This window comes from Flavobacterium psychraerolatum, from assembly GCF_025960985.1.
Taxonomy (GTDB): Bacteria; Bacteroidota; Bacteroidia; order Flavobacteriales; family Flavobacteriaceae; genus Flavobacterium.
Genome location: NZ_JAOQMX010000021.1, coordinates 47,641 through 70,624 on the forward strand (window position 1 = coordinate 47,641; position 22,984 = coordinate 70,624).

The following is a 22,984-nucleotide window of genomic DNA, read 5'->3' on the forward strand; positions in this document are numbered from 1 at the left end:
AAATTTTTGACTTATTTTATCAAAAATGTTAAAAACACAAAAAGTAAGAAAAAGCTACATATTAAGTTGGTAGCTTTTTTTATAAATACATAACACCCACATAATATTTATTTATAAAACAAAAAAAAATCCTAAGCCTTACGACTTAGGATTTTTTGATTATAGTAGAGACGGATAGTATCCATCTCTATAATATAATTATTTTACTTCTTCAAATTCAACATCTTCAACGTTGTCTCCTTGAGTTTCAGCTTGTGGTTCTGCACCACCTTGAGCTTGTTCTCCTTCAGCATACATTGCTTCTGTTGCTTTTTTCCAAGCAGCGTTGATGTTATCAAGTGCAGTTTGAATAGCTGGAACGTCTTGAGATTGGTGAGCCATTCTCAATTCAGTCAATGCGTACTCAACAGCCACTTTATTATCATCTGTTAATTTAGATCCAAGGTCTTTCAACTGAGTTTCTGTTTGGAAGATCATAGAATCAGCTTCGTTTAATTTCTCAGCTCTAGATCTAGCGATTTTGTCAGACTCAGCGTTAGCTTCAGCATCTTGTTTCATTCTTTCGATTTCTTCAGAAGTTAATCCAGAAGAAGCTTCGATACGGATGTCATGAGATTTACCTGTTCCTTTGTCAGTAGCAGATACTTTGATGATACCATTTGCATCAATATCAAATGAAACCTCGATTTGAGGAACTCCTCTTGGTGCTGGTGGAATACCGTCTAAGTTAAAACGTCCGATAGTTTTGTTATCAGCAGCCATTGCTCTAGCTCCTTGAAGAACGTGTAGTTCAACAGTTGGTTGAGAATCTGCAGCTGTAGAGAAAACTTGAGATTTTTTAGTTGGGATAGTAGTATTAGCTTCAATTAAGATAGTCATAATTCCACCCATAGTTTCGATACCTAAAGATAAAGGTGTAACGTCTAATAACAATACATCTTTTACATCTCCAGAAAGAACTCCACCTTGAATAGCTGCTCCAATTGCAACAACCTCATCAGGGTTAACTCCTTTAGACGCTTTTTTACCGAAGAATTTTTCAACTTCTTCAACAATTCTTGGGATACGTGTAGATCCACCTACCAAGATAACTTCGTCAATATCAGATGTAGATAAACCTGCATCTTTCAACGCTCTTGCTACTGGAGCCATAGAACGTTTTACTAATGAATCAGCTAATTGCTCAAATTTAGCACGAGATAATTTTTTTACTAAGTGTTTTGGTCCTGAAGCAGTAGCCGTAACATATGGTAAGTTGATTTCTGTTTCAGCAGAAGCAGACAATTCAATCTTAGCTTTTTCAGCAGCTTCTTTGATACGTTGTAATGACATTGGGTCAAGACGTAAATCAATACCTTCTTCAGCATTAAATTCGTCAGCTAACCAGTCAATAATAACTTGGTCAAAATCATCTCCACCTAAGTGAGTATCTCCATTTGTAGACAATACTTCAAAAACTCCGTCTCCTAATTCAAGAACAGAGATATCAAATGTACCTCCACCTAAATCGTAAACTGCGATTTTTTGATCTACTCCTTTTTTATCCAATCCGTAAGCAAGTGCCGCAGCAGTTGGCTCATTGATGATACGCATAACTTTAAGACCTGCAATTTCACCAGCTTCTTTTGTAGCTTGACGTTGTGCATCATTAAAGTAAGCAGGAACAGTAATAACCGCTTCAGTAACTGTTTGACCTAAATAGTCTTCAGCAGTTTTTTTCATTTTTTGCAATGTCATTGCTGACAATTCTTGCGCAGAGTACAAACGACCATCAATATCCACACGTGGAGTATTGTTGTCTCCTTTTACTACTGAATAAGGAACTCTTTTTGCTTCTTCTGTAGTTTCAGCAAAAGATTGTCCCATAAAACGTTTGATAGAAGCAATAGTCTTAGTTGGATTAGTTACCGCTTGTCTTTTTGCAGGATCCCCTACTTTAATTTCTCCACCTTCAACAAAAGCGATGATAGATGGTGTTGTTCTTTTTCCTTCTGCATTAGGAATTACAACAGCTTCATTACCTTCCATTACAGAAACACAAGAGTTTGTAGTACCTAAATCAATTCCGATTATTTTACCCATTTTTACTATATTTAATTTTATTATATACTCATTTTAATAACTTGATGACTGTAAAGCAATCATTATGCCAACAGAAAACCACTTAATAAATTGTCAGTTTTTGTTAGAATGGCGGAAATATAGCTGACAACTTGACATTTCAAAAGGACTGACAAACTAAAAATCAGAATCCATAGATGTCACCTACCTTCATCACCCTCTTGAATCGTGAACATAGGCAACAGAATACTCCACAAACAAAAAAATGATCTCTTTTTCTTTTTTTGTCTTAAAACTTGATTTCTGTCTTTGGAATCTTGATACTAATTTTATGATCTTGATTTTTGATTTTACAGTATATTTGTTTAAAAAAATCAAATTATGTTTACTTTATTACAAATTCAAACTGCGCACGACAAAGTACAATCTGGTGCCGACTTTTCCATCTATATTCAAGATTTAATTCAGATGGGCGTCAAAGGTTATGACACTATTGTTGCTGATGGCCGTGTTGTTTATTACGGTGACAATGATTATACCACAAGTACCGGGACTAAATACGAAACACTGCCGACCGCTACCCTACCCAACAAAGAACGTTTTATTGAGTTTTTGGTGATGCATCAAGACGGCCAAACCAACTACTATACTTTTTGCCAACATGCCGCTCAATGCGGGATTGCAAAATGGCGTATAGATATTGTTGAGATGACTTGTACTTACTTGGATGCAGCTAGCAATCCCATTGTAATCGAAAAAATTCCCGTTTAAGAATCCTTTATTATAACTAATTTTGAGTATGTTAATTTTCAAAAATGATATTGCTGTCCGTTATTACTTTGAAATTGATAAATATAAAATTTTAACACTTATAAGACTCCACACGGCTCACAGCATGACAGCTTACTAACAACTAGTAGTTTAGAGAAAAAAAACAAATATATTATATAGAACTATTTTAAGAGAAGAACCATTTACTTTTAGTTTTTTCCGCACAGATATATCAAAACTATATTTCAATTTGTTATTTTTACTAAGCAAGCTAAATCTATTACACTAACATAATACTATCAAAAAATATGACCTCTTTTAGCAAACAAATCTCTTTTCGCTGGGCAGATATCGACCCTAATTTGCACGTTAGACACAGTGTCTATTATGATTTTGGAGCACAACATCGTATAGAAATTCTTGAAGGTCTAGGTTTGACCATGAAAATGATGTTTTTACAGCATTTTGGACCTGTAATTTTCAGAGAAGAGTGTGTTTTTCGAAAAGAAATCAAACTTTCAGACACCATATTCATCCATACCAAAGTAGCCAAAATGAATGCAGATGCTTCACGATGGACTATTGTTCATGAATTGCGTAATGAAAAAGATGAATTGGCTGCTACTATCTCTGTCGACGGCGCGTGGATGGATACCAAACTGAGGAAACTTGTGAATCCTGTCCCCGATTCTATCATGGAAGCATTATCTGTATTTCCAAAAAGCGATGATTTTATTGAACTTTAAATTTCCAATACCATAGTGATTGGAATTAAATATGTAAATTTGAGGATAACCATCTCAAATTAGTCAAAACCTTTATATAAAATATCGGTAACAGACATACACAATAAAAGTATAACCTAACAATTAAACTTAAAATAAAGATATATGGAATCAATTATTCAATTTGTACATGCTGAAGCGAACAAAACTGCCGAACATATTATAGTAAAAAAATTAGATTCTTTGACGAATCATTTTGATTGGGTCATACGTGCCAACGTAATTTTCAAGGAAGAAAAAGACTCTCATGGCAAAGGTAAAATTTGCGAAATCACTTTGAGTTGCCCTGGACCACGTATATTTGCTGTTTCGAATGAAACCTCCTTTGAGATAGCAGCTGCAGAAACTATAAAAGATATCGAATCACAATTGAATAAACGTAAAAGTGAAATGAAAGCGCATTAAATCACTCGTTATGTAATTATAATTTTAAAACAAATGAACTTTGTTAAACTTTAGGGTTTAATAAAGTTCATTTGTTTTTTGAGCCTCACTATAAAATATTTGCTTAATTTTACACGCTTTAAACTTCAAACTGGCCTTATTTCAGTAAGATTTCAATTAAAAAATAAAACAGAATGTCTGTAGCTAAAAAAGATTATAAAAGAATTACAACGAAGTCATTGATCGAAATGAAAGCAAATGGAGAAAAAATCTCTATGCTTACGGCTTATGATTTTACGATGGCAAAAATTGTGGATACCGCAGGTGTAGATGTAATCCTAGTGGGTGACTCTGCGTCAAATGTTATGGCTGGTCATGAAACAACCTTACCTATTACACTAGATCAAATGATCTACCATGCCTCCTCTGTCGTAAGAGCTATTGAAAGAGCACTAGTGGTAGTTGATTTACCTTTTGGTAGTTACCAATCGGATCCAAAAGAAGCCTTACGTTCCGCCATTAGAATCATGAAAGAAAGCGGAGGTCATGCTGTAAAATTAGAAGGTGGTAAAGAAATTAAAGACTCTATAAAAAAAATCCTAAATGCTGGAATTCCAGTGATGGGACATTTGGGGTTGACACCACAATCTATCTACAAATTTGGAACCTACACTGTACGTGCCAAAGAGGAACAAGAAGCAGACAAATTAATCGAAGATGCTTTGTTGCTTGAAAAATTAGGCTGTTTTGCAATTGTAGTCGAAAAAATACCTGCACACTTGGCGGAGAAAGTAGCTCAAAGCATCTCTATTCCTGTAATCGGAATTGGAGCTGGTGGTAAAGTCGATGGTCAAGTATTAGTAATTCATGACATGCTTGGAATGAATAATGAATTTAGCCCACGCTTTTTACGTCGTTACATGAACTTATACGAAGGCATGACAACTGCCATTGGACAATATGTAACTGATGTGAAATCAATGGATTTCCCTAACGAAAAAGAACAATATTAAGTTGAAAGTAGTATCAACCAAAGATAATTTACAAGTTATACACGAGGACAATCACCTAATTGTGATTAATAAACGTGTTGGTGATCTGGTGCAAGGTGACAAAACAGGAGACAAACCATTGTCTGATATTGTAAAAGAATATATTAAAGATAAGTACAATAAACCCGGAGAAGTTTTTTTGGGTGTAGTACATCGTTTGGATAGACCCACTACAGGTATCGTGGTTTTTGCGCGTACAAGCAAAGCCTTAACACGATTGAACGAACTCTTTAAAAACAGAGAAACACAAAAAACCTATTGGGCTGTAGTCAAGAACAAACCGCCAAAACAACAGGACAAATTAGTTCATTATTTAAAAAGAACGGAGAAAAACAATTCTTCAAAAGCACACTTAAAAGAAGTTCCTGACAGTAAAATTGCAAGTTTAGACTATACCATTATCAAAGAACTGAACAATTACTTTGCGCTGGAAATCAATTTACACACAGGTAGACACCACCAAATTAGAGCACAATTGTCTGCAATAGGTTGTCCGATTAAGGGAGATTTGAAATATGGCTTTGATCGAAGTAATCCAGATGGAGGTATTCATTTACATGCCCGAAAGCTTCATTTTATTCATCCTGTTAGCAAAGAAAGCATTACATTAACTGCCCCCACACCAAATGACACCATTTGGTCAGCTGTTTAAATAACAAGTTATAAATTCTCAAAATACTTTTAATAAGACATTACATTAAAAGCATTTTGAGAATTTTATAATTATAATATACCTGTTGTAACGCCCTTATTCGGCCAAAACTAAAGCTTGATTTTAATAAAAACAATTATACCTACATAAAAAATGGACCTGCAAAAAAATAAAATTGAAAAATTAAAATCCGAAGGATATACCTTAAAGTTTGAAAATTTATTTAATCAAATATTTGAAAATTATAAAAAAATAGCACTCTATGCAGGATTAATACTTTTTGTATTCGGTATCTTACTAATTACAGCAATATACGGTGGTTTATTGTCTTATTTTGGAATAGAAACCATAACTGAAATGACAAAACCAGAAAACTTAAATCCGGCAAATTTCTCCAAAGAGTTTTTAATGATTTATACTGCCTTTGCAATTCTTTTTACTTGCCTTATAAGCCCATTTTCTGCGGGATTTATCAAAATGGCTTACTGTGCAGATCATGATGAGGAGTTTCGTCTCTCTACTATTTTTTCCTATTACCATTCCACTAAATTTTTTACACTATTTATTACAACACTTATTATTGCATTGGTGAACAATGGTATTTCGACAAGTGCAGAATACTTTGGTTTCCCTGTAGTAGGTACCGTACTTACGATGCTAATTTCATTCTATGCTTTATTAACTGTTCCATTAATTATTTTTAGCAACTTAGGTATATTTGAATCCATCCAAACAAGTATGATTTTGGTATCCAAACAGCCTACAATTATTATTGGTCTGTGTACCGTTTCTATCATAGCTACCTTAGTCGGAATGTTACTTTTTATTATTGGAATCATTTTTACGCTTCCATTTATATATTCCTTTTACTATATTTTATATAAAGAAGTTGTAGGATTTGAAAATTAGCTCATAAATTACGAAAAAAGGTTATATAATAGTGCTTTTTTAACTATTTTTACTAATTACCGTAACTAGTTTATTTTAAACGAAAATACCACCTATGTTTATCAATCCTCTGTTTGTTAAATTAATTCTTTTTTTTGGAAACAATATTCCATTAAGAATCGATTATTTTTCTCCTTTTGATACTATAACATTGGACAAAAGTTTCATACGAACTATTTCTGTTTTTTTTATTATTCTAATTTTAGTTTTAATCTATTTTTATTTAAGTCCAAAGGCAATTCTCAGACCTCAATTTTCTAATAATTTCCTTTCTAAGAAATCTCAAAATGAAGAATATCAAACAATTTTTTTGTTTGTCGGTTTATTTTTTATTTTCCTCGAAACAGCATTAGAATTTTTTAAAATACGTCCAAAAAGTTTATTAATCCATAATTTAATAATTGGTTTTCTCTTTATTTCCATCTATTTAATTAGCAAAAGAACCCCCACTCTTTTTAATAATCTACACAAGTTATTCAAAATAATTTTTTGTCTCTTCTTTTTAAATGTTACTCGAAATCTAACTCTTTCTCCAACAGATAGCATCCCTTTTGCTGGATTCACCATTTTATATCTATGTTCTTATAATATTTTTAAACCCGTAAAACTATATTGGATATTTTCTATCTGGGTATTCACTACTTTATATGTTCTGTTTACCTTCGAATTAATTCCAGTACGATCTTGGATTTCATTATTAAATTACTCTCTAATCATATTCTGCATTAATTTCATCAGACACATTTCCTTTTTAAAAATTAGAGATGAATTTCGGTTTTCAAATGATATTTTAAATAATGGAAATTCTTTAACTATAGCTATTAATACTAAAAAAGAAGTGGTTTTTTGCAGTCAAAGTATAACTCCAATTTTAGGGTATTCTAGTGCTGAAGTTCTTGGTTTACATTTTTTAAAGCTTTCAAATAGTAATGAATTAATTAATGAAATATTTGACGTAAGTTTTGTTGAGAATAAATTATATGTAAAAAAAATAAAATGTAAAGAGGGAAATTACAAAGATATTCAATGGAGTTGTCAAAAACACACTAAAGACATATACATTGTTGTTGGACAGGATATTACAGAGCAAATAAACATTCAAAAATCATATGAGAATTTAGTTGAGTCGGCTAATGATATCATTTATGAATTAGATCAATGTGGTAACTATTTATTCATCAATAAGAATTCAGAAATCTTCACAGGATATACAATCGAAGAATTATTTAATTCCCATTTTAGAGATTTAATTAGTCCTGATTATAAAGAAAAAGTCATAGAATTTTATACTAATTCAAACGACGTAATGACTAATTTTCCAATATTAGAATTTCCAATAATAAACAAAGAAGGAATGGAGATTTGGTTGTCACAAAAAGTAGCTATAAATAGAAATAACTTTGGGCAGATTATAGGATACTACTCCATCGCTAGAGACATTACTTACTTAAAGTTAAATGAAAGAGAGAAATACGAAAGACAATTAAAAAACCAGAAATACAGTTCGGTATTAAAGAATTTTACCGAAACTAGTTATTCAAATAAAATTACACTAAATGATAAATTAAAAAAAATACTTCAAACAATTGCCAAAACAATAGAGATTGACCGTGTCAGCTTTTGGGATTATACCTCCGAAGAGATTAATTGTTCCAATCTGTACCTTAAAAATGGAGATTGTTTTATCAATGATTTACAAATAAACAAAAGAAATTCACCTAAATATTTTTCCCTAATCGACCAAAAAATGCAAGTGGTAGTCTCTGATGTATATCATAATGAGTATGACCTTGAATTTTGTAATGATTATTTCCCTTCCAATCAGATTGTTTCAATTTTGGATACTCCCGTAATTATTAATGGAGAACTTCGCGGAATAATATGTTTTGAAGCAACTGGTAAAATACGAAATTGGGATAGTGAAGACATTAATTTTGCCAGATCTATTTCTGATATTTTATGTATTATTTTCGAATCAAAAATGCGACAAGATATTGAGGAAAAACTTAGGTACAAAAGTGATTTATTAGCGTCAATGACACATTGTACGGAGAAATTCTTAAAGAGTAAAGATATAAACGAAATTTTTGAAGATGCATTGATTATAATGGGAAAATCAACCCAATCTGATCGTGCTTATTATTATCAAAAAACATCCAATGAAGATGTATTAAGTCAAAAATACAGGTGGATCATAAACAATACCTCTTTGACTCAACCAAACCAACAGCTCCAAAATTTACCCTATGACTATTTTGAAGAGTTATTACTTCCTTTATTAAATAATAAAACTTACAAGACCACTGTTTCTAAAATTGAAAATGTTTCACTTAGAAAAAAATTTCAAAACTTAGAAGTTGTATCTTTAATATTATTCCCCGTATTTGTTCGAAATGATTTTTATGGCTTCTTAGGTTTTGATGATACAAAAGAAGAAAGACCATGGTCTGATGACGAAATACTTATTCTACAAACGTTAGCTAGAAATATAGGATCCTCTATTGAAAGAATTGATGCCGAAATTACTATATACGAAAGTGAAGAGAGGTTTAGACTCCTTGCAAATAACATTCCCGGAACCGTCTACCTTTCGGAAAATGATGCATATTTCACCAAAATTTACCTCAATGATGAGATCGAAAAATTAACAGGTTATAACAAAGATGAGTTTTTGGAAAAAAGAATGAATTTTATTGATTTGGTGCACCCTGATGATCTAGAAAAAATTCTAAAAATATCTTGTGAGAAGCTAAATAATCATGAACCTTTTCATTTGACATACCGAATATTTAAAAAAAACAAACAAATCGCCTGGGTAGAAGAGTTTGGTGATGCCGTTATTAAAAATGAAAAAATTAGCTATATCGAGGGGATCATGCTAGATATCACCAAAAGAATAGAGGCTGAAGCTGTTATAGAACGTCAAAAATATGCCGAGGCAGCAAATATTGCAAAGTCTCAGTTCCTCGCAAATATGAGTCACGAAATTCGAACTCCTTTAAACGGAATTATAGGTTTTACTAACTTGTTGATGAATACATCATTAAATAAAAATCAACAAAGAGATATGAATACGGTTAATTTATCTGCTCATACTTTATTGGATATTGTAAATGATATTCTTGATTTTTCTAAAATAGAAGCCGGTAAACTAGAACTTTATATCGAAAAAACAGAAGTGTATGACCTTTTCAGGCAAATTGTAGAATTGATATCCTATGAGGCAAATGTAAAAAACCTCGATTTACAGTTTGTTATTGCTAAAGATGTTCCCAAATATTTTTGGATTGATGTCATTCGAGTGAAACAAATTCTAATCAACTTATTATCCAACGCAGTCAAGTTCACAGATCATGGATTTGTCAAACTGGAAATTTCTATGGTCCAAGAAACTTCAAAATTCAATAATCAGATTCGTTTTGCGGTGATAGATTCAGGAATTGGAATTCTGGATGCCAATAAAGACCGCATTTTTAAAGCTTTTTCACAAGAAGACAATTCCACTACCAAAAAATTTGGAGGAACAGGATTAGGATTAACTATATCCAACAAGCTATTAGGTTTAATGAATAGTCAGTTAAATCTCCATAGCAAAATTAATTCTGGAAGTACCTTTTATTTTGTTTTAGATGTAAAAACAACTAATGAAGACTTCAATAATGACGCTATAGCATTAGACCTTGTAGAAAGTAAATATTTAGAAAATTTAGCATTGTTAAAAAATAAGAATCCCATAATAATGCTTGTTGAAGACAATAAAATAAACATGTTATTACTAAAAAAAATAATAAAAAATATTTTTACAACTGTTAGTATTTATGAAGTACAAAATGGGCAAGAAGCCATAGATCAATATGAAGGTATAAAACCAGATATCATTTTTATGGATATCCAGATGCCATTAGTAAATGGATATGAAGCTACCAAAGCGATTCGAAAATTAGCTTCAGGAGAAAAAATTCCGATTATCGCCATTACTGCTGGTGCTGAAAAAGAAGAAAAAGATAAATGTATTTCAATAGGAATGAATGACTATATTTCAAAACCAATTGTAAAAGGTATTATTGAAGGTAAGCTTGCCAAATGGCTTAATAAAATGTAGAAATACTAAATAGAAACAATAAAAAAAAATTTAAATGAAGTGGAAAGGTAGAAGGCAAAGTGACAACGTAGAAGATAGAAGAGGAATGTCTGGTGGAGGAAAAGCCATTGCAGGAGGTGGAATTATTGGAATTGTAATTTTACTACTGAATGTTTTTGGTGGCGAAAATGCACAAATGATTACTCCAATTCTAGAACAAATGAATCAAGGCCAATCAGCTCCAACAGAACAAAGAGCACTGACTGCGAAGGAAAAAGAAGAACAAGAATTTGTAAAAACTATTCTTGCAGATAATGAAGATGTATGGACTAAAATTTTTGCAGAAAACAACCTTACCTATCAAAAACCAAAAATCATCTTGTTTGAAGGCTCTGTACAAACTGCGTGTGGTGGAGCTACCTCTGCATCAGGACCATTTTATTGTCCCGGCGACCAAAAAGTGTATATGGATTTAAAATTTTTCAAAGAATTAAAAACAAAATTTGGTGCACAAGGAGGTGATTTCGCAACTGCTTATGTTATTGCACATGAGATAGGTCATCACGTTCAAACATTACTGGGAACTTCTGCAAAAATGCGAAAAATGCAAGAAGGAAAAAGTAAAGCTGAAGCGAATAAATTATCCGTAGCTCTAGAGCTGCAAGCTGACTTTTATGCCGGTTTGTGGACCAATTACAATCAAAAAATGAACCATGTTTTGGAAATTGGAGATATAGACGAAGCTTTGAGCGCTGCACACGCAGTGGGTGATGATGCCATTCAATCCAAAATGCAAGGACATATAGTACCCGAATCCTTCACGCATGGGACTTCAGAACAACGTAAGTATTGGTTTTTGAAAGGATATAATTCTGGAGACATCAAACAAGGAAATACATTTGATGAAATTCGATAAAAATTATTCAAATAATTAAACTTCAAAATTTTACCATTAAATATAACACTATTTTAAACAATACGAGTTTTATCAATGGCTACAATAAAGTCTTAAAAAAAATCACTACACAAAATAGTTTGATTTTATTTGAATTCAATAAAATGTATATTTGTTCCCAAAAAAAAGCCCTGATTTCTGATGAGAAATATAACTATACTACTGTTATTCTTATTTTCAATAAACTGTACCTCTCAAATGGATAGTTTATCTACCCTAAAGGAAAGCCGATTTAAAGTAGCTTCTAGCGTCATAAAAAATGGTATTCTAAGTATTCCAAGTGACTTTTCTCAAATGGGACATACCGTCTCTAGTGATTGGAAACGCACTGCAATGTATGCAGGAGGAATTGTAGGCCTAATTGCAGTTGACAAAATTACAACTGGCTTTTTGCATGATAAAATTGAACCTAATGTAGATTACCATTTACCCACTATTGGAATCAAAGAAAGCTCCAACCCCATATTTCAAGGGAATGACCCTTATATCACCTATCCCATCATGGGACTCTATGCAGGATCTTTGATTCTAAACAATAAGAAAGGACAAGAAGTAGCTGTAAATGCAGTAAAATCATTGACTTATTCTTTTGTTATCTCCCATCTTATATTAAAAACTCTTATACCAAGACAGCGACCACAGCGTCCTCTCAACGGTGACGAACCAGCTGTTGCTCCTTGGACAAAAAACCAGTGGGACTTCGGTAATTTCCATAGACCTTATTTAAGCGCTGTTACAGACGGTACCTCTTTTCCTTCTTTTCATTCGACGGCCTTTTTTGCAGTAGCCAAAGTGTTCCAAATGGAATACCACAACTACTGGATCCCATATACCTTTGTATCTGTAGCTTTTTTGTCAGATATTAAAGGACACAACCATTGGATTTCGGATTTACTTGTGGGTGGGCTAGTTGGGACTATCATCGGTAAATCAATAGTAATAAGTAGTCGCAAACAAATTGAAAAAAGTAAAAATAGCGCTCTCAATTACAACCCTAAAAAATTTAGAATGACCAAGCAACTAGTTCCACAAGTTTCTAGCAACCTAATCGGTTTTCATTTTATTGGTAGCTTCTAAAGTTATTCTTAAATCACTTATACTCAAAAAAGCCTTCCCCAAATACTTTATAATATCCGATGCGATAAAAGATTGCGTACCCGTTTCTGGTAAAGCAATATCTGCTGTAAGTCCGTGAATATAAACTCCAATTATAGCAGCATCAAGTGGTGTGTACGATTGTGCCAATAAACTGGTGATAATCCCTGTCAGCACATCACCGCTTCCTGCCGTGGCCAAAGCCGCATTACCTGTAGTGTTTTTATAAACATTAAAACCATCTATAATATGGGTCGGTGCTCCTTTCATGATTACAACTACATTGTATTTTAAAGAAAAACTGATCGTTTTAGACCATTTTTCTTCTTCAGTATCCCACTCCCCTATTAAACGCTCCAACTCTTTTGGATGTGGTGTCAAAATTGTTTTTGCTTTTAGATAGTCCAAACCTTCCCTGTTTTTGGATAAAATATTTAATGCATCTGCGTCAACAACCAGAAATGAGTTGCAATTATGCAAAAACTTCAAAACAGCTTTCTGAGTCTGTGACGATTGACCCAAACCAGGACCTATTCCTACTGCATCAGGTTCAAAGGGTAAATATATATCTGATATCCGATACTCAACATCATCGGTACAAGTCATCACCTCTGGGTTTGCCATTTGCAAAATTTGGTACCCACATTTAGGGATAAATACTGTTACTAATCCACAACCCGATTTTAAACAAGCTTTGGACGATAATACAGCTGCACCTATTTTGCCGTAACTTCCTGCTACTATAAGCGCATGCCCCTGTATGCCTTTGTGCGTATCAAAAGCTACTATTTTACAGCGTTTTAAAACTTCATTCCTATCGATTTTTATAACCTCATTCATATTGTAAACTTTTACTTAAAATTACAACTATTTTTTTTAAACTAAACCAATACTTCCAATACTTAATCAAAATATATTCAAAAAGTAAACTTGACAAATTTGTATAGTGTTTGACTTTGGTCAGTCCATAAAAAAACAATAAATTAGCGGCTTCAAAATCATAGTAAAACAAGATGAAAAATACGGCACTTACACACATACACGAAGGCTTGGGAGCAAAAATGTTGGCTTTCGCAGGTTATAACATGCCTATTTCGTACGAAGGAATTAATGTAGAACACGAAACGGTTCGTACTGCTGTGGGTGTATTTGATGTTTCACACATGGGAGAATTTCTACTTTCTGGACCAAATTCTTTGGCTTTGATCCAAAAAGTAACGTCAAACGATGCTTCAGTCTTGGCAGACGGTAAAGCCCAATATTCTTGCTTACCTAACGCTACAGGCGGAATCGTAGATGATTTACTGGTTTATAAAATAAGAGACGAACAATATCTATTAGTTGTCAATGCCTCAAATATCGACAAAGATTGGGAATGGATTTCGAGCCAAAATGATTTGGATGTAGAGATCAAAAACATTTCTGAGGAGTATTCATTGCTTGCTATCCAAGGACCAAAAGCGGTTGAAGCGATGCAAGCTTTATCTGCTATCGATTTGGCTACTATCGAATATTACAATTTTGTAATAGGTGATTTTGCTGGAATAGAAAACGTAATTATCTCAGCAACGGGATATACAGGTGCTGGCGGATTTGAAATCTATTGTAAAAACTCCGAAGCGGAGCAAATTTGGAATAAAGTTTTCGAAGCTGGAGCTGAATATGGCATCAAACCAATTGGTCTTGCTGCTCGTGATACTTTACGACTAGAAATGGGATTCTGCTTGTACGGAAACGATATCAATGACACCACCTCACCTATAGAAGCAGGTTTGGGATGGATTACCAAATTCAACAAAGAGTTCACTAACTCAGCTAACTTAAAAGCACAAAAAGAAGTCGGTGTTACTCGCAAACTCATAGGTTTCGAAATGCAAGAACGCGCAATCCCAAGGCATGATTATGAAATCGTAGATGCCAATGGTAATGTAATCGGAATTGTAACTTCCGGAACCATGGCTCCTTCTTTGAATAAAGGAATTGGACTAGGCTACGTAACCGTAGCTAATAGCACAGTGGATAGCGAAATTTTTATTCGCATTCGTAAAAAAGATGCTTTAGCCAAAGTTGTAAAATTGCCTTTTTATAAAAAATAAATGAAAAAATTAACAATCTTATGTTCCTTATTATCGGTTTATGCCTTTGGACAAAATAGTTTAAAGACTTGCGAAACGCTATCCAAAATAAACACTTTAATTCAAAGCGAACATTACCTTCCAAAACCGGTAGATGATAGTCTATCGGTTTATGTATTTGATACTTTTATCAATGATTTATATCAAAGTAACACCTTATTGACTAAAGCTGAATACCAAAAACTGAGCAAACATCGTTTATTTATAGACAATCACATCTTGCAAAACAATTGTTCTTTTTTGGATGATTTTGTGTCAACTTATCGATTTGCCTTAGAAAGAAAAAAAGCAGCTCTTGAAAAATTCCAAAAAGTAAATCTCCATTATGATGGTCATGATACAATACATTTTTCTAATAAAAAATATCAATTTAACTTACATGAAAAGGATTTAAAAAAGATATGGGAAAAGAAATTAAAATTTGATATTTTAGAGGATATTTCAAAAATCAGTACCAATTTAGATTCATTGAAACCTCATTTTTCAAAACTTGAAAAAATAGCCAAAAGCCATATAATTGAAAACAATTTATGTAAACTTTCTAGTATTTTAAATAGTCCTAAAGGTTTGGATTATGACATGCGAAATGCTTTATTTAATGACTTTTGCAATTATTTCGATCCACATACCAATTACTTTTCTATAGATGCAAAAGATAATTTTATGGCAAGTTTATCTACCAGTGAACTTTCATTGGGGTTAAATGGTAAATTGAATGACAATAACGAAATTCAAATTACAGACATGACGCCAGGTGGGCCTGCGGCAAAATCTAAACAATTAGAAAACGAAGATGTCATTATAAAAGTCTCGAACAAAAAAGGAGAAGAACTTATCGTTTCTTGTACTCCAATGGAAGAAATTAGCGAAATGATACTTTCTGATTCTAATGCAGAAATAGAATTGACCGTTCAGAAAAAAAGCGGAAAAATCGTAGTGGTTACACTCATAAAACAATTGCTTAGTACAACTTCACATAGTGTATATAGCTTCGTAGCCGAAAATGAAACGAAAGTTGGATATCTTAATATTCCCACTTTCTATTCTGATTTTGATAATAGCAATAAGACAGGTTGTGCTCATGATGTAGCTGTTGAACTAAAGAAACTAAATGACGATGGCATAAAAGGCTTGGTTATCGACCTACAAGATAACGGTGGAGGGTCGATGGAAGAAGCCATCAAATTGGTGGGTTTATTTATAGATTCTGGACCTGTAACTATTTTAGTTGACAATAAGAAAAGTGCAACCATCTTAAAAGATGATAGTGGAAAAATTGCCTACAATGGCCCTATCGTGATTTTAATTAATAGTAATACAGCCTCAGCAAGCGAGTTTTTTGCTGCTGCAATGCAAGACTATAACAGAGCCATTGTGGTGGGAAGTAATTCTGTTGGAAAAGCGTCAATGCAAACTATAATCCCTCTTGATAACTCTAAGCAAGAATTTGTAAAGTTAACTATCGAAAAGTTTTACAGAATCACTGGCCAAAGTCATCAAATTAAAGGAATTATTCCTGACGTCACTTTGCCAATGCTTTTCGAAGATATTAGTATTAGAGAATCAAGCTACAAAACAGCTTTGGTAAACGATTCAATTCCATTAAAAGCGAACTATAAACCTTTTCCGAGAGCTTATTTTGCTACTCCACTGGAGTTAAGCAGTTTTAGAATCAAAGAAAATTCAAGATTTAGCGAGATCAAAAACTTAAACAAAGAAATAGATGCCGTTTTTAAAAATCCAAAAATAACGCTCGCTTTAACATTCGATAGTATATTTAAACATTGTAACGACTTAACTGACTTGCAAAAAAAGCTTCAAAAAGCAGCTTTGTTAGAAACTGAATGTATTATAACGAATAATTCTTTTGATGCTGAAACTTTAAAAGATGATACCGCAAATTTAGAAATAAATGCAATCAAAATAAGCGACCTGAAACATAATCCCTATTTACAAGAAGCAATTACGATTATAAATGATTTTAATGTTTCAAATAGAAGATAGTCAATGCAACCTATTGGATACAATTATTAAAAACGTCAATTCATTTTTTTTGGGTAGCAAAAGAAAACAAGTATCGAGAACTACTTTTGATGACTTTTTTCTTGGTATCAATATATTTCCCTATCGGAGATGACTCGAAATAATGAAAAATCATCACCACTGATGATTCATAAACAACGTTTCAGTATAATTAAATAGTAATTGATTAGATAAATATTTGATAAAATAACTAATAGCTGTATTTTTGCAACTGTTAAAATAAAAAATTAGAAATGGGAAGAGCATTCGAATTTAGAAAAGGAAGAAAGATGAAACGTTGGTCAGCAATGGCAAAAGCGTTTACACGTATAGGAAAAGATATTGTAATGGCTGTTAAGGAAGGCGGTCCAAATCCTGATGCCAATTCCCGTTTAAGAGCCGTTATCCAAAATTCAAAGGCAGTAAACATGCCCAAAGATAATGTAGAACGTGCCATCAAAAAAGCAACTGACAAAGATACCGCCAACTACAAAGAAGTTCTTTTTGAAGGTTATGCTCCACACGGAATTGCAATTCTTGTAGAAACTGCTACTGACAATAACAACAGAACCGTAGCCAATGTACGTAGCTATTTCAACAAATGCAATGGTACATTAGGGACACAAGGCTCGGTAGAATTCATGTTTGACCATACTTGCAACTTCCGTATTCCTGCTGAAGGTCTTGACCCAGAAGAATTAGAATTAGAACTAATCGATTTTGGAGCCGAAGAAGTTTTTGAAGACGAAGACGGAATCTTAATCTACGCTGCTTTTGCTAGTTTTGGTACTATCCAAAAAGAATTGGAAACGCGTAATCTCGAAATCCTATCATCAGGTTTTGAAAGAATTCCACAAATTACCAAAAAACTTACCGAAGCTGAAATGGCTGACGTTGAAAAATTGATTGAAAAAATGGAAGAAGATGATGACGTTATGAACGTGTACCATACCATGGAAGAAGCTTAAACCTTTACTACTAAATACATACAAGAACTCTAGCGAAAGCTAGAGTTTTTTTGTATCCAATTTTACAAACCAAAATCCCTACTCATGTTATTTCTTATCCTAAGCATATTATGTAGCGTTATCATCGGCGTTATTTTCAAAATATCACGAAATTATTCCATTAATACTACCCAAATTGTAGCTTGGAACTATGTATTTGCCTTGCTTCTATGCTATTTCATTTTTAAGCCCGATTTAAAAGGGATAGATGCAACGGCACCTTGGAATATTTATATTCCGCTAGGAATTTTATTACCAACCATATTCCTTTTTTTAGCTGCATCCATCAAGCACATGGGAATTGTAAAAACTGATGCCGCACAACGCCTGTCGTTATTTATTCCCTTACTCGCCGCTTGGTTATTGTTTGATGAAGAATTCAACAGCCTTAAACTACTCGCTTTCCTCATCGCACTACCAGCACTACTACTCATACTCTCCAAAAAAGCAGACAATACCAACAGAAAATGGATCTATCCAGCAGTAGTTTTAGTCGGATTTGGCGTTATCGATATCTTTTTCAAACAAATTGCAATAGCCACTAGCCTACCTTTTACTACCTCATTAATCATTGTTTTTGGTATCTCGTTATTGATTATACTATTGGCCGTACTTTACGAATTTGCATTCAAAAAAGTAAAAATCACCATGCGTAACCTCCTCATTGGTTCGCTGGTTGGGATATTCAATTTTGGAAATATACTGTTTTATCTCAAAGCACATCAAGCCTTTGCCAAAAATCCATCGACCGTATTTGCAGCTATGAATATGGGCGTCATCATCCTTGGAAGTCTTATTGGAATTTTGGTTTTCAAAGAAAAATTAAATACCAAAAATTACCTCGGATTACTTTTTGCCCTAGTCGCTATTGTACTTATCACCTTTTCACAATTGCTGCAATCCTAAAACAACTTTTGGCTAAATCAAATTTGAAACTGATATTAATTCTATACTTATTTTATAAAATGGGTTATAACTTTTTGGAGCTATTTCCAGCTATCCGTTCTCGCTTTTTTTATCTTGCCAAAAAAAGCAAGATAAAAAAGAGCTCCACTTCTATCTGGGCTAGGATGCAAGGGCTATTAGGCCATATTACACCAATGGAAAAATAGAACCAGGATAAATATCTAATTTTAATGAAGAATTAACGGAATAATTAATAATCAAAATTTAGAATAATACTATTGTTTTATAGGGGGCAAAACATTATAATAGCCTTGTCCTTTATTTTAAAATTTAAAAATAAACCATGATGAAAAAACAAACAATTTTTCTTGTTGCCTTAATTACAGTACTAATTGTCTCTTGTGCTACCAAAAAAAATAGTGATAGTGATAAGTTATACTCAACGAATTGGGAACTAGAATATATTACTGGACCACGAATAGCATTCAAAGGATTATATCCTGACAGAATACCAAAAATAACTTTTGACAAAACAACAAATAGAGTTACTGGAAATAATAGCTGTAATAGCTACTCTGCAAATTATATTCTAAAGGAAGATTCTATTTTTTTTGGAGAACCTGGACCAACAACATTAATGTTTTGTGGCCAAGGCGAGACTGTTTTTATGAATATGATTAATAAAATAAATAAATATAGTTTTGATCAAGAAGGAAGACTAATCTTAATGTATAATGATATAACTATGATGCGATTTAAAAAAACGGATAACTAATGCATTTCACTATAAAAATAAGTGCTTTATGCTTGCTAGCAGTAAGCCTTTCCTGCATGGATAAGAAAAAAGAGCAATCAACAAGTAACAAAACTGAAACTGTAGAGGATTCATTAAAAACGACAAAAATACAAATCCTTGAAAACAAAAAAAGTACTATTTACTTTAGAGCCTCAGGAACAGAACCTTTTTGGGATTTAGAACTATCAAAGAATCAAATCAAACTGAAGACAATTACAGATTCTGTGATCACACCTTATGTAGCACCTTCGTGGATTGAGAATAGTGGCGTAAAAGTATATGAAATTCAAACTGCATCAAGCCAAATTAAAATCCAAATTAACCAACTTGAATGCACCAATGCAATGTCTGGAGAAGTTTCGCCATACACTGTAAATATAGAATATAAAAAGAAGGCAGAACCGTCATTACATATCATACAAGGTTGTGGAAATTACAGTTCCCAAACACCTGGAGACCAAGGTAACAAACCAGCTTATTAGTACGTATTTGTAATCCCAAAATAATAAGAGTAACTTTTATTAGAAATTACTATAAAAGAAAAATGCAGCTCAACAAACGACTATTATTTTATTATATAAGAAATTTAATCAGATAGAGACCTCTTTTAGAAATACTACTTTTGAATATAATTTAGAAAAAAAAAGTTGATTACAGCATATGTTCCTGGACATAGAATGCAATTTTATTCCATCATTGAACAAAATTAACTTTTGAATTTTCTATAAAAGTTTGTGCATTTTAAAAATAATGAAATTTATCATTGAGAGAGGATTATATTTTCTTAAAAAGTAGGCAATTAAGATTCAAACAGGACTGAAAAATGAGTATTGAGAACAAAACTTATCCAAAACAATTTAAATTATTCGTGTAAAAACACAAAATGAATTAAAACGCACTATTATATCTAATGCAAAACGTTGCTAATGCTTAAATAGTGAAATTAAATTACTAAATTACACCCCAATATAAATTGCATAGGACTTCGTAACCTATGCTTATAATCGGGAGCAGTACCTAGTTAATTAAAAACTGCAATTTAGAGAGAACCGTTCTCAGGAACGTTTTAAATTATACCACTTATGACAAACAATATTCTACTTGAAAACCAATACAAAAGATCGAGTTTATTTGAAAAAGAGAATGTAAACTATTTAGTTCGCATTTTAAAGAGGTTTAATACTGTTCCAAAAATCAACAATGTTAATATTATAACTTCGACTACTGAACCTACTATTTTTAAAATAGTACCGAACAAATCAATCATAATTGGTACTTCATTTTTGGATAAACCTATTTTAGCTTTAGTCTATTTAAGGTATGGTATCGAATGGCAATTGTGGTACAAGGCGTTGAATAATGAAAAAGAAGACATCACTCTGTGCGATATTGCTGCGCTTGAAGTAACCCGTATATTTTATAATTTGCTACCCAAGGACGATAAAGAAAAATTAGAAGATCTTGATTTTCTTTTAATTAATTTAATTAAAAGAAATTTAGACAAAGATTCTTTACCACAACATGAAGAATTGCTTTCCTACCATGGATTAAAAACGTCAAGCAGTATCTTTAAAGAATCATGGAAACCTATAATTGAAAATCTAGCAAAACCTACCGAATATTTATTGATGTCTGGGGGTGATCTTAGATTAAACATTGACGAAATTCAGTTACTTAATAAATATGGTTGTCGACCATTTCCTAGGCCAGATGCCTTTACTTTTGCATCATCAACTGCATCAAGTGTTTCAAATTTTGCTTATGACAAAACGGACAAAGTAAGAAGTATATTAATTAGAAACAGCTTGAAAAATGGATTTCAAAAAACTACAATTGAGTTTTCTGAATTATTAAAAAGTAACCTTAGAAAAAACTTTAAATTAAGTGAAGAATGTGAAATCATTTTTTCTCCCTCAGGCACAGATTCTGCATTACAAATTGCAGCAATCACTCAAATTATTTCAGATAAAGAAATCACACATATATTAGTAGCTTCAGATGAAACAGGTAGCGGAGTAGCATCGGCTTTGAAAGGGTGTCATTTTGAAAATACTACAGCATTGGACATCCCTATTAAAAAAGGCGATAGAATTGAAGGTTTTAGAGATGTAAATTTGATAAAAATTCCGTTTAGAGATGATAAAGGTGCGTTAAAATCTTCTAGTCAATTGGATCAAGAAGTTTATGATGCCGTTTCCAAAACCAATAAATTGGGCAGACATGTTGTATTACATACAATGGATCAGTCAAAACTAGGCTACCAGTCTCCTACCGATAATTTGATTAAAAAATTGAACTCATTAGTATCACTTTCAATGCAAATCATAGTTGATGGTTCTCAACTTAGATTGGACCCAAAAGACATCCAAAATTACCTAAGCAAAGGATATATTGTGACTGTCACAGGAAGTAAATTCTTCACTGGTCCACCTTATTCAGGTGCATTATTTTTACCCAAAAGCGTTAGTAAAGTAGTACAGTCTATAAAAAACAACTTACCAGAAGGTCTAACACAGTATTACAATCATTCTGATTGGCCTACTTCATGGTTTTGTTCGAAAGAATTATCAGAAGGCTTTAATTATGGTTCGTATATGCGCTGGAACGCAGCCATAGTCGAAATGAGTAGGTACTTCAAAACTCCTATATTATACCGAAATATGGGAATCGAAATGTTTTGCAACTTTGTTGAAGACTCCATAAATGATGCTAATTTCTTAGAACCAATTTATGGTGATGAAACAAAAACCAAGAGTTATAGTAGTAAAGAATTTGGAATACGTAATATTCGTACCATTTTCCCTTTCTTTATCCTTAAAAATAACGAAGCTTTGTCTCTAGAAAAAGTAAAAAAACTCTATACATTATTAAATTCCGATTTATCTGATCAATTTGAAGATTCCTCTATCGAAATAATTAGACTTGCTGCTCAAAAGTGTCATATAGGACAAGCCGTAAATGTAATTTATGCTAATAAGATTGAAAGTGCTGTTTTGAGAATTAGTTTGGGTGCAAGAGTGATTTCTGAGAGTTGGGTAAACAGAGACATTAGTCTCTTCTTTAGAAATATAGAATTACAAATGAATCAAATTACAATCACCATAAAAAAAATTGAATTAATATTGAGTCATCCAGAATTACTCAATTAAAATATAGATTTCACTTTGTCTAGTCCTAAATAAACGATACAGATTATTGGGATAAAAATAATTAATTAAACACTTGCAAGAACGTTTTTTCAAGTGTTTTTTGTTTTATATGTTCTCATTTTAATTTGATTCTGTACGTGCATTTGATTTGGTGTCAGCATATAATTAGAATAATGTGGTCGTAA

18 protein-coding genes are annotated in these 22,984 nt (G+C 32.5%); 16 read left to right on the plus strand and 2 right to left on the minus strand.

Going from position 1 to position 22,984, the window contains the following annotated elements; translation table 11 throughout:
• Positions 1-198 precede the first annotated feature (198 nt).
• On the minus strand, positions 199-2,082 hold the full coding sequence (dnaK, locus tag M2326_RS09485; protein ID WP_264619322.1) for a molecular chaperone DnaK: 1,884 nt from the start codon (positions 2,080-2,082) through the stop codon (positions 199-201).
• A gap of 360 nt (positions 2,083-2,442) precedes the next feature.
• Here dnaK and M2326_RS09490 point away from each other — a divergent pair, with 360 nt between their 5' ends.
• From M2326_RS09490 to M2326_RS09530, 9 genes are all read left to right on the plus strand, one after another.
• Complete coding sequence (locus tag M2326_RS09490; RefSeq protein ID WP_264619323.1) at positions 2,443-2,832, plus strand: DUF1398 domain-containing protein; 390 nt, start codon at positions 2,443-2,445, stop codon at positions 2,830-2,832.
• A 308-nt stretch (positions 2,833-3,140) separates the two neighbouring features.
• On the plus strand, positions 3,141-3,578 hold the full coding sequence (locus M2326_RS09495) for an acyl-CoA thioesterase (RefSeq protein ID WP_264619324.1): 438 nt from the start codon (positions 3,141-3,143) through the stop codon (positions 3,576-3,578).
• A gap of 144 nt (positions 3,579-3,722) precedes the next feature.
• Entirely contained in the window at positions 3,723-4,022 is a 300-nt protein-coding gene (locus tag M2326_RS09500) for an HPF/RaiA family ribosome-associated protein (protein WP_264619325.1), read from the plus strand.
• A 173-nt stretch (positions 4,023-4,195) separates the two neighbouring features.
• Entirely contained in the window at positions 4,196-5,014 is an 819-nt protein-coding gene (gene panB / locus M2326_RS09505; RefSeq protein WP_264619326.1) for a 3-methyl-2-oxobutanoate hydroxymethyltransferase, read from the plus strand.
• Position 5,015: 1 nt separating this feature from the next.
• On the plus strand, positions 5,016-5,705 hold the full coding sequence (locus tag M2326_RS09510) for an RluA family pseudouridine synthase (RefSeq protein WP_264619327.1): 690 nt from the start codon (positions 5,016-5,018) through the stop codon (positions 5,703-5,705).
• A gap of 153 nt (positions 5,706-5,858) precedes the next feature.
• Positions 5,859-6,614, plus strand: coding sequence for a PEX28-32 family peroxisomal membrane protein (locus tag M2326_RS09515; RefSeq protein ID WP_264619328.1), 756 nt, complete (start codon positions 5,859-5,861; stop codon positions 6,612-6,614).
• 877 nt (positions 6,615-7,491) lie between these two features.
• Positions 7,492-10,755, plus strand: coding sequence for a PAS domain S-box protein (locus M2326_RS09520; RefSeq protein WP_264619329.1), 3,264 nt, complete (start codon positions 7,492-7,494; stop codon positions 10,753-10,755).
• 34 nt (positions 10,756-10,789) lie between these two features.
• Complete coding sequence (gene ypfJ / locus M2326_RS09525; protein ID WP_264619330.1) at positions 10,790-11,650, plus strand: KPN_02809 family neutral zinc metallopeptidase; 861 nt, start codon at positions 10,790-10,792, stop codon at positions 11,648-11,650.
• 237 nt (positions 11,651-11,887) lie between these two features.
• Positions 11,888-12,766: a phosphatase PAP2 family protein gene (locus M2326_RS09530; protein ID WP_264619331.1), complete on the plus strand. Its 879-nt coding sequence runs from the start codon at positions 11,888-11,890 to the stop codon at positions 12,764-12,766.
• Here M2326_RS09530 and M2326_RS09535 read toward each other — a convergent pair.
• Positions 12,734-13,624, minus strand: coding sequence for an NAD(P)H-hydrate dehydratase (locus M2326_RS09535; RefSeq protein ID WP_264619332.1), 891 nt, complete (start codon positions 13,622-13,624; stop codon positions 12,734-12,736). The two genes, M2326_RS09530 and M2326_RS09535, sit on opposite strands and share 33 nt — an antisense overlap.
• A gap of 173 nt (positions 13,625-13,797) precedes the next feature.
• On the opposite strand from M2326_RS09535, the gene gcvT reads away from it, so the two are divergent.
• The 7 genes from gcvT to M2326_RS09570 all read left to right on the plus strand — a co-directional run bounded on the left by gcvT (position 13,798) and on the right by M2326_RS09570 (position 22,799).
• Positions 13,798-14,880 (plus strand): glycine cleavage system aminomethyltransferase GcvT, encoded by a 1,083-nt coding sequence (gene gcvT / locus M2326_RS09540; protein ID WP_264619333.1) that lies wholly within the window; start codon positions 13,798-13,800, stop codon positions 14,878-14,880.
• Positions 14,881-16,923: a S41 family peptidase gene (locus M2326_RS09545; RefSeq protein ID WP_264619334.1), complete on the plus strand. Its 2,043-nt coding sequence runs from the start codon at positions 14,881-14,883 to the stop codon at positions 16,921-16,923.
• A gap of 272 nt (positions 16,924-17,195) precedes the next feature.
• Positions 17,196-17,909 carry a YebC/PmpR family DNA-binding transcriptional regulator gene (locus tag M2326_RS09550; protein WP_264619335.1) on the plus strand — a complete coding sequence of 238 codons (714 nt, stop codon included), beginning with the start codon at positions 17,196-17,198 and terminating at the stop codon, positions 17,907-17,909.
• A gap of 84 nt (positions 17,910-17,993) precedes the next feature.
• Complete coding sequence (locus M2326_RS09555; protein ID WP_264619336.1) at positions 17,994-18,854, plus strand: EamA family transporter; 861 nt, start codon at positions 17,994-17,996, stop codon at positions 18,852-18,854.
• Positions 18,855-19,197: 343 nt separating this feature from the next.
• Positions 19,198-19,629 (plus strand): META domain-containing protein, encoded by a 432-nt coding sequence (locus M2326_RS09560; RefSeq protein ID WP_264619337.1) that lies wholly within the window; start codon positions 19,198-19,200, stop codon positions 19,627-19,629.
• Positions 19,629-20,132: a COG3650 family protein gene (locus M2326_RS09565; RefSeq protein ID WP_264619338.1), complete on the plus strand. Its 504-nt coding sequence runs from the start codon at positions 19,629-19,631 to the stop codon at positions 20,130-20,132. The genes M2326_RS09560 and M2326_RS09565 overlap by 1 nt, the downstream gene beginning before the upstream one ends.
• A gap of 600 nt (positions 20,133-20,732) precedes the next feature.
• Entirely contained in the window at positions 20,733-22,799 is a 2,067-nt protein-coding gene (locus tag M2326_RS09570) for a hypothetical protein (protein ID WP_264619339.1), read from the plus strand.
• The last annotated feature ends 185 nt before the right edge of the window (positions 22,800-22,984 follow it).

Bases quoted from the DNA above. Each gene is read 5' to 3' on its own strand.
- gcvT (WP_264619333.1), top strand. From the start codon at position 13,798: ATGAAAAATACGGCACTTACACACATACACGAAGGCTTGGGAGCAAAA.
- M2326_RS09515 (WP_264619328.1), top strand. From the start codon at position 5,859: ATGGACCTGCAAAAAAATAAAATTGAAAAATTAAAATCCGAAGGATAT.
- M2326_RS09555 (WP_264619336.1), top strand. From the start codon at position 17,994: ATGTTATTTCTTATCCTAAGCATATTATGTAGCGTTATCATCGGCGTT.
- panB (WP_264619326.1), top strand. From the start codon at position 4,196: ATGTCTGTAGCTAAAAAAGATTATAAAAGAATTACAACGAAGTCATTG.
- M2326_RS09500 (WP_264619325.1), top strand. From the start codon at position 3,723: ATGGAATCAATTATTCAATTTGTACATGCTGAAGCGAACAAAACTGCC.
- M2326_RS09560 (WP_264619337.1), top strand. From the start codon at position 19,198: ATGATGAAAAAACAAACAATTTTTCTTGTTGCCTTAATTACAGTACTA.
- ypfJ (WP_264619330.1), top strand. From the start codon at position 10,790: ATGAAGTGGAAAGGTAGAAGGCAAAGTGACAACGTAGAAGATAGAAGA.
- M2326_RS09565 (WP_264619338.1), top strand. From the start codon at position 19,629: ATGCATTTCACTATAAAAATAAGTGCTTTATGCTTGCTAGCAGTAAGC.
- dnaK (WP_264619322.1), bottom strand. From the start codon at position 2,082: ATGGGTAAAATAATCGGAATTGATTTAGGTACTACAAACTCTTGTGTT.
- M2326_RS09530 (WP_264619331.1), top strand. From the start codon at position 11,888: ATGGATAGTTTATCTACCCTAAAGGAAAGCCGATTTAAAGTAGCTTCT.
- M2326_RS09495 (WP_264619324.1), top strand. From the start codon at position 3,141: ATGACCTCTTTTAGCAAACAAATCTCTTTTCGCTGGGCAGATATCGAC.
- M2326_RS09490 (WP_264619323.1), top strand. From the start codon at position 2,443: ATGTTTACTTTATTACAAATTCAAACTGCGCACGACAAAGTACAATCT.
- M2326_RS09550 (WP_264619335.1), top strand. From the start codon at position 17,196: ATGGGAAGAGCATTCGAATTTAGAAAAGGAAGAAAGATGAAACGTTGG.
- M2326_RS09535 (WP_264619332.1), bottom strand. From the start codon at position 13,624: ATGAATGAGGTTATAAAAATCGATAGGAATGAAGTTTTAAAACGCTGT.
- M2326_RS09570 (WP_264619339.1), top strand. From the start codon at position 20,733: ATGACAAACAATATTCTACTTGAAAACCAATACAAAAGATCGAGTTTA.
- M2326_RS09545 (WP_264619334.1), top strand. From the start codon at position 14,881: ATGAAAAAATTAACAATCTTATGTTCCTTATTATCGGTTTATGCCTTT.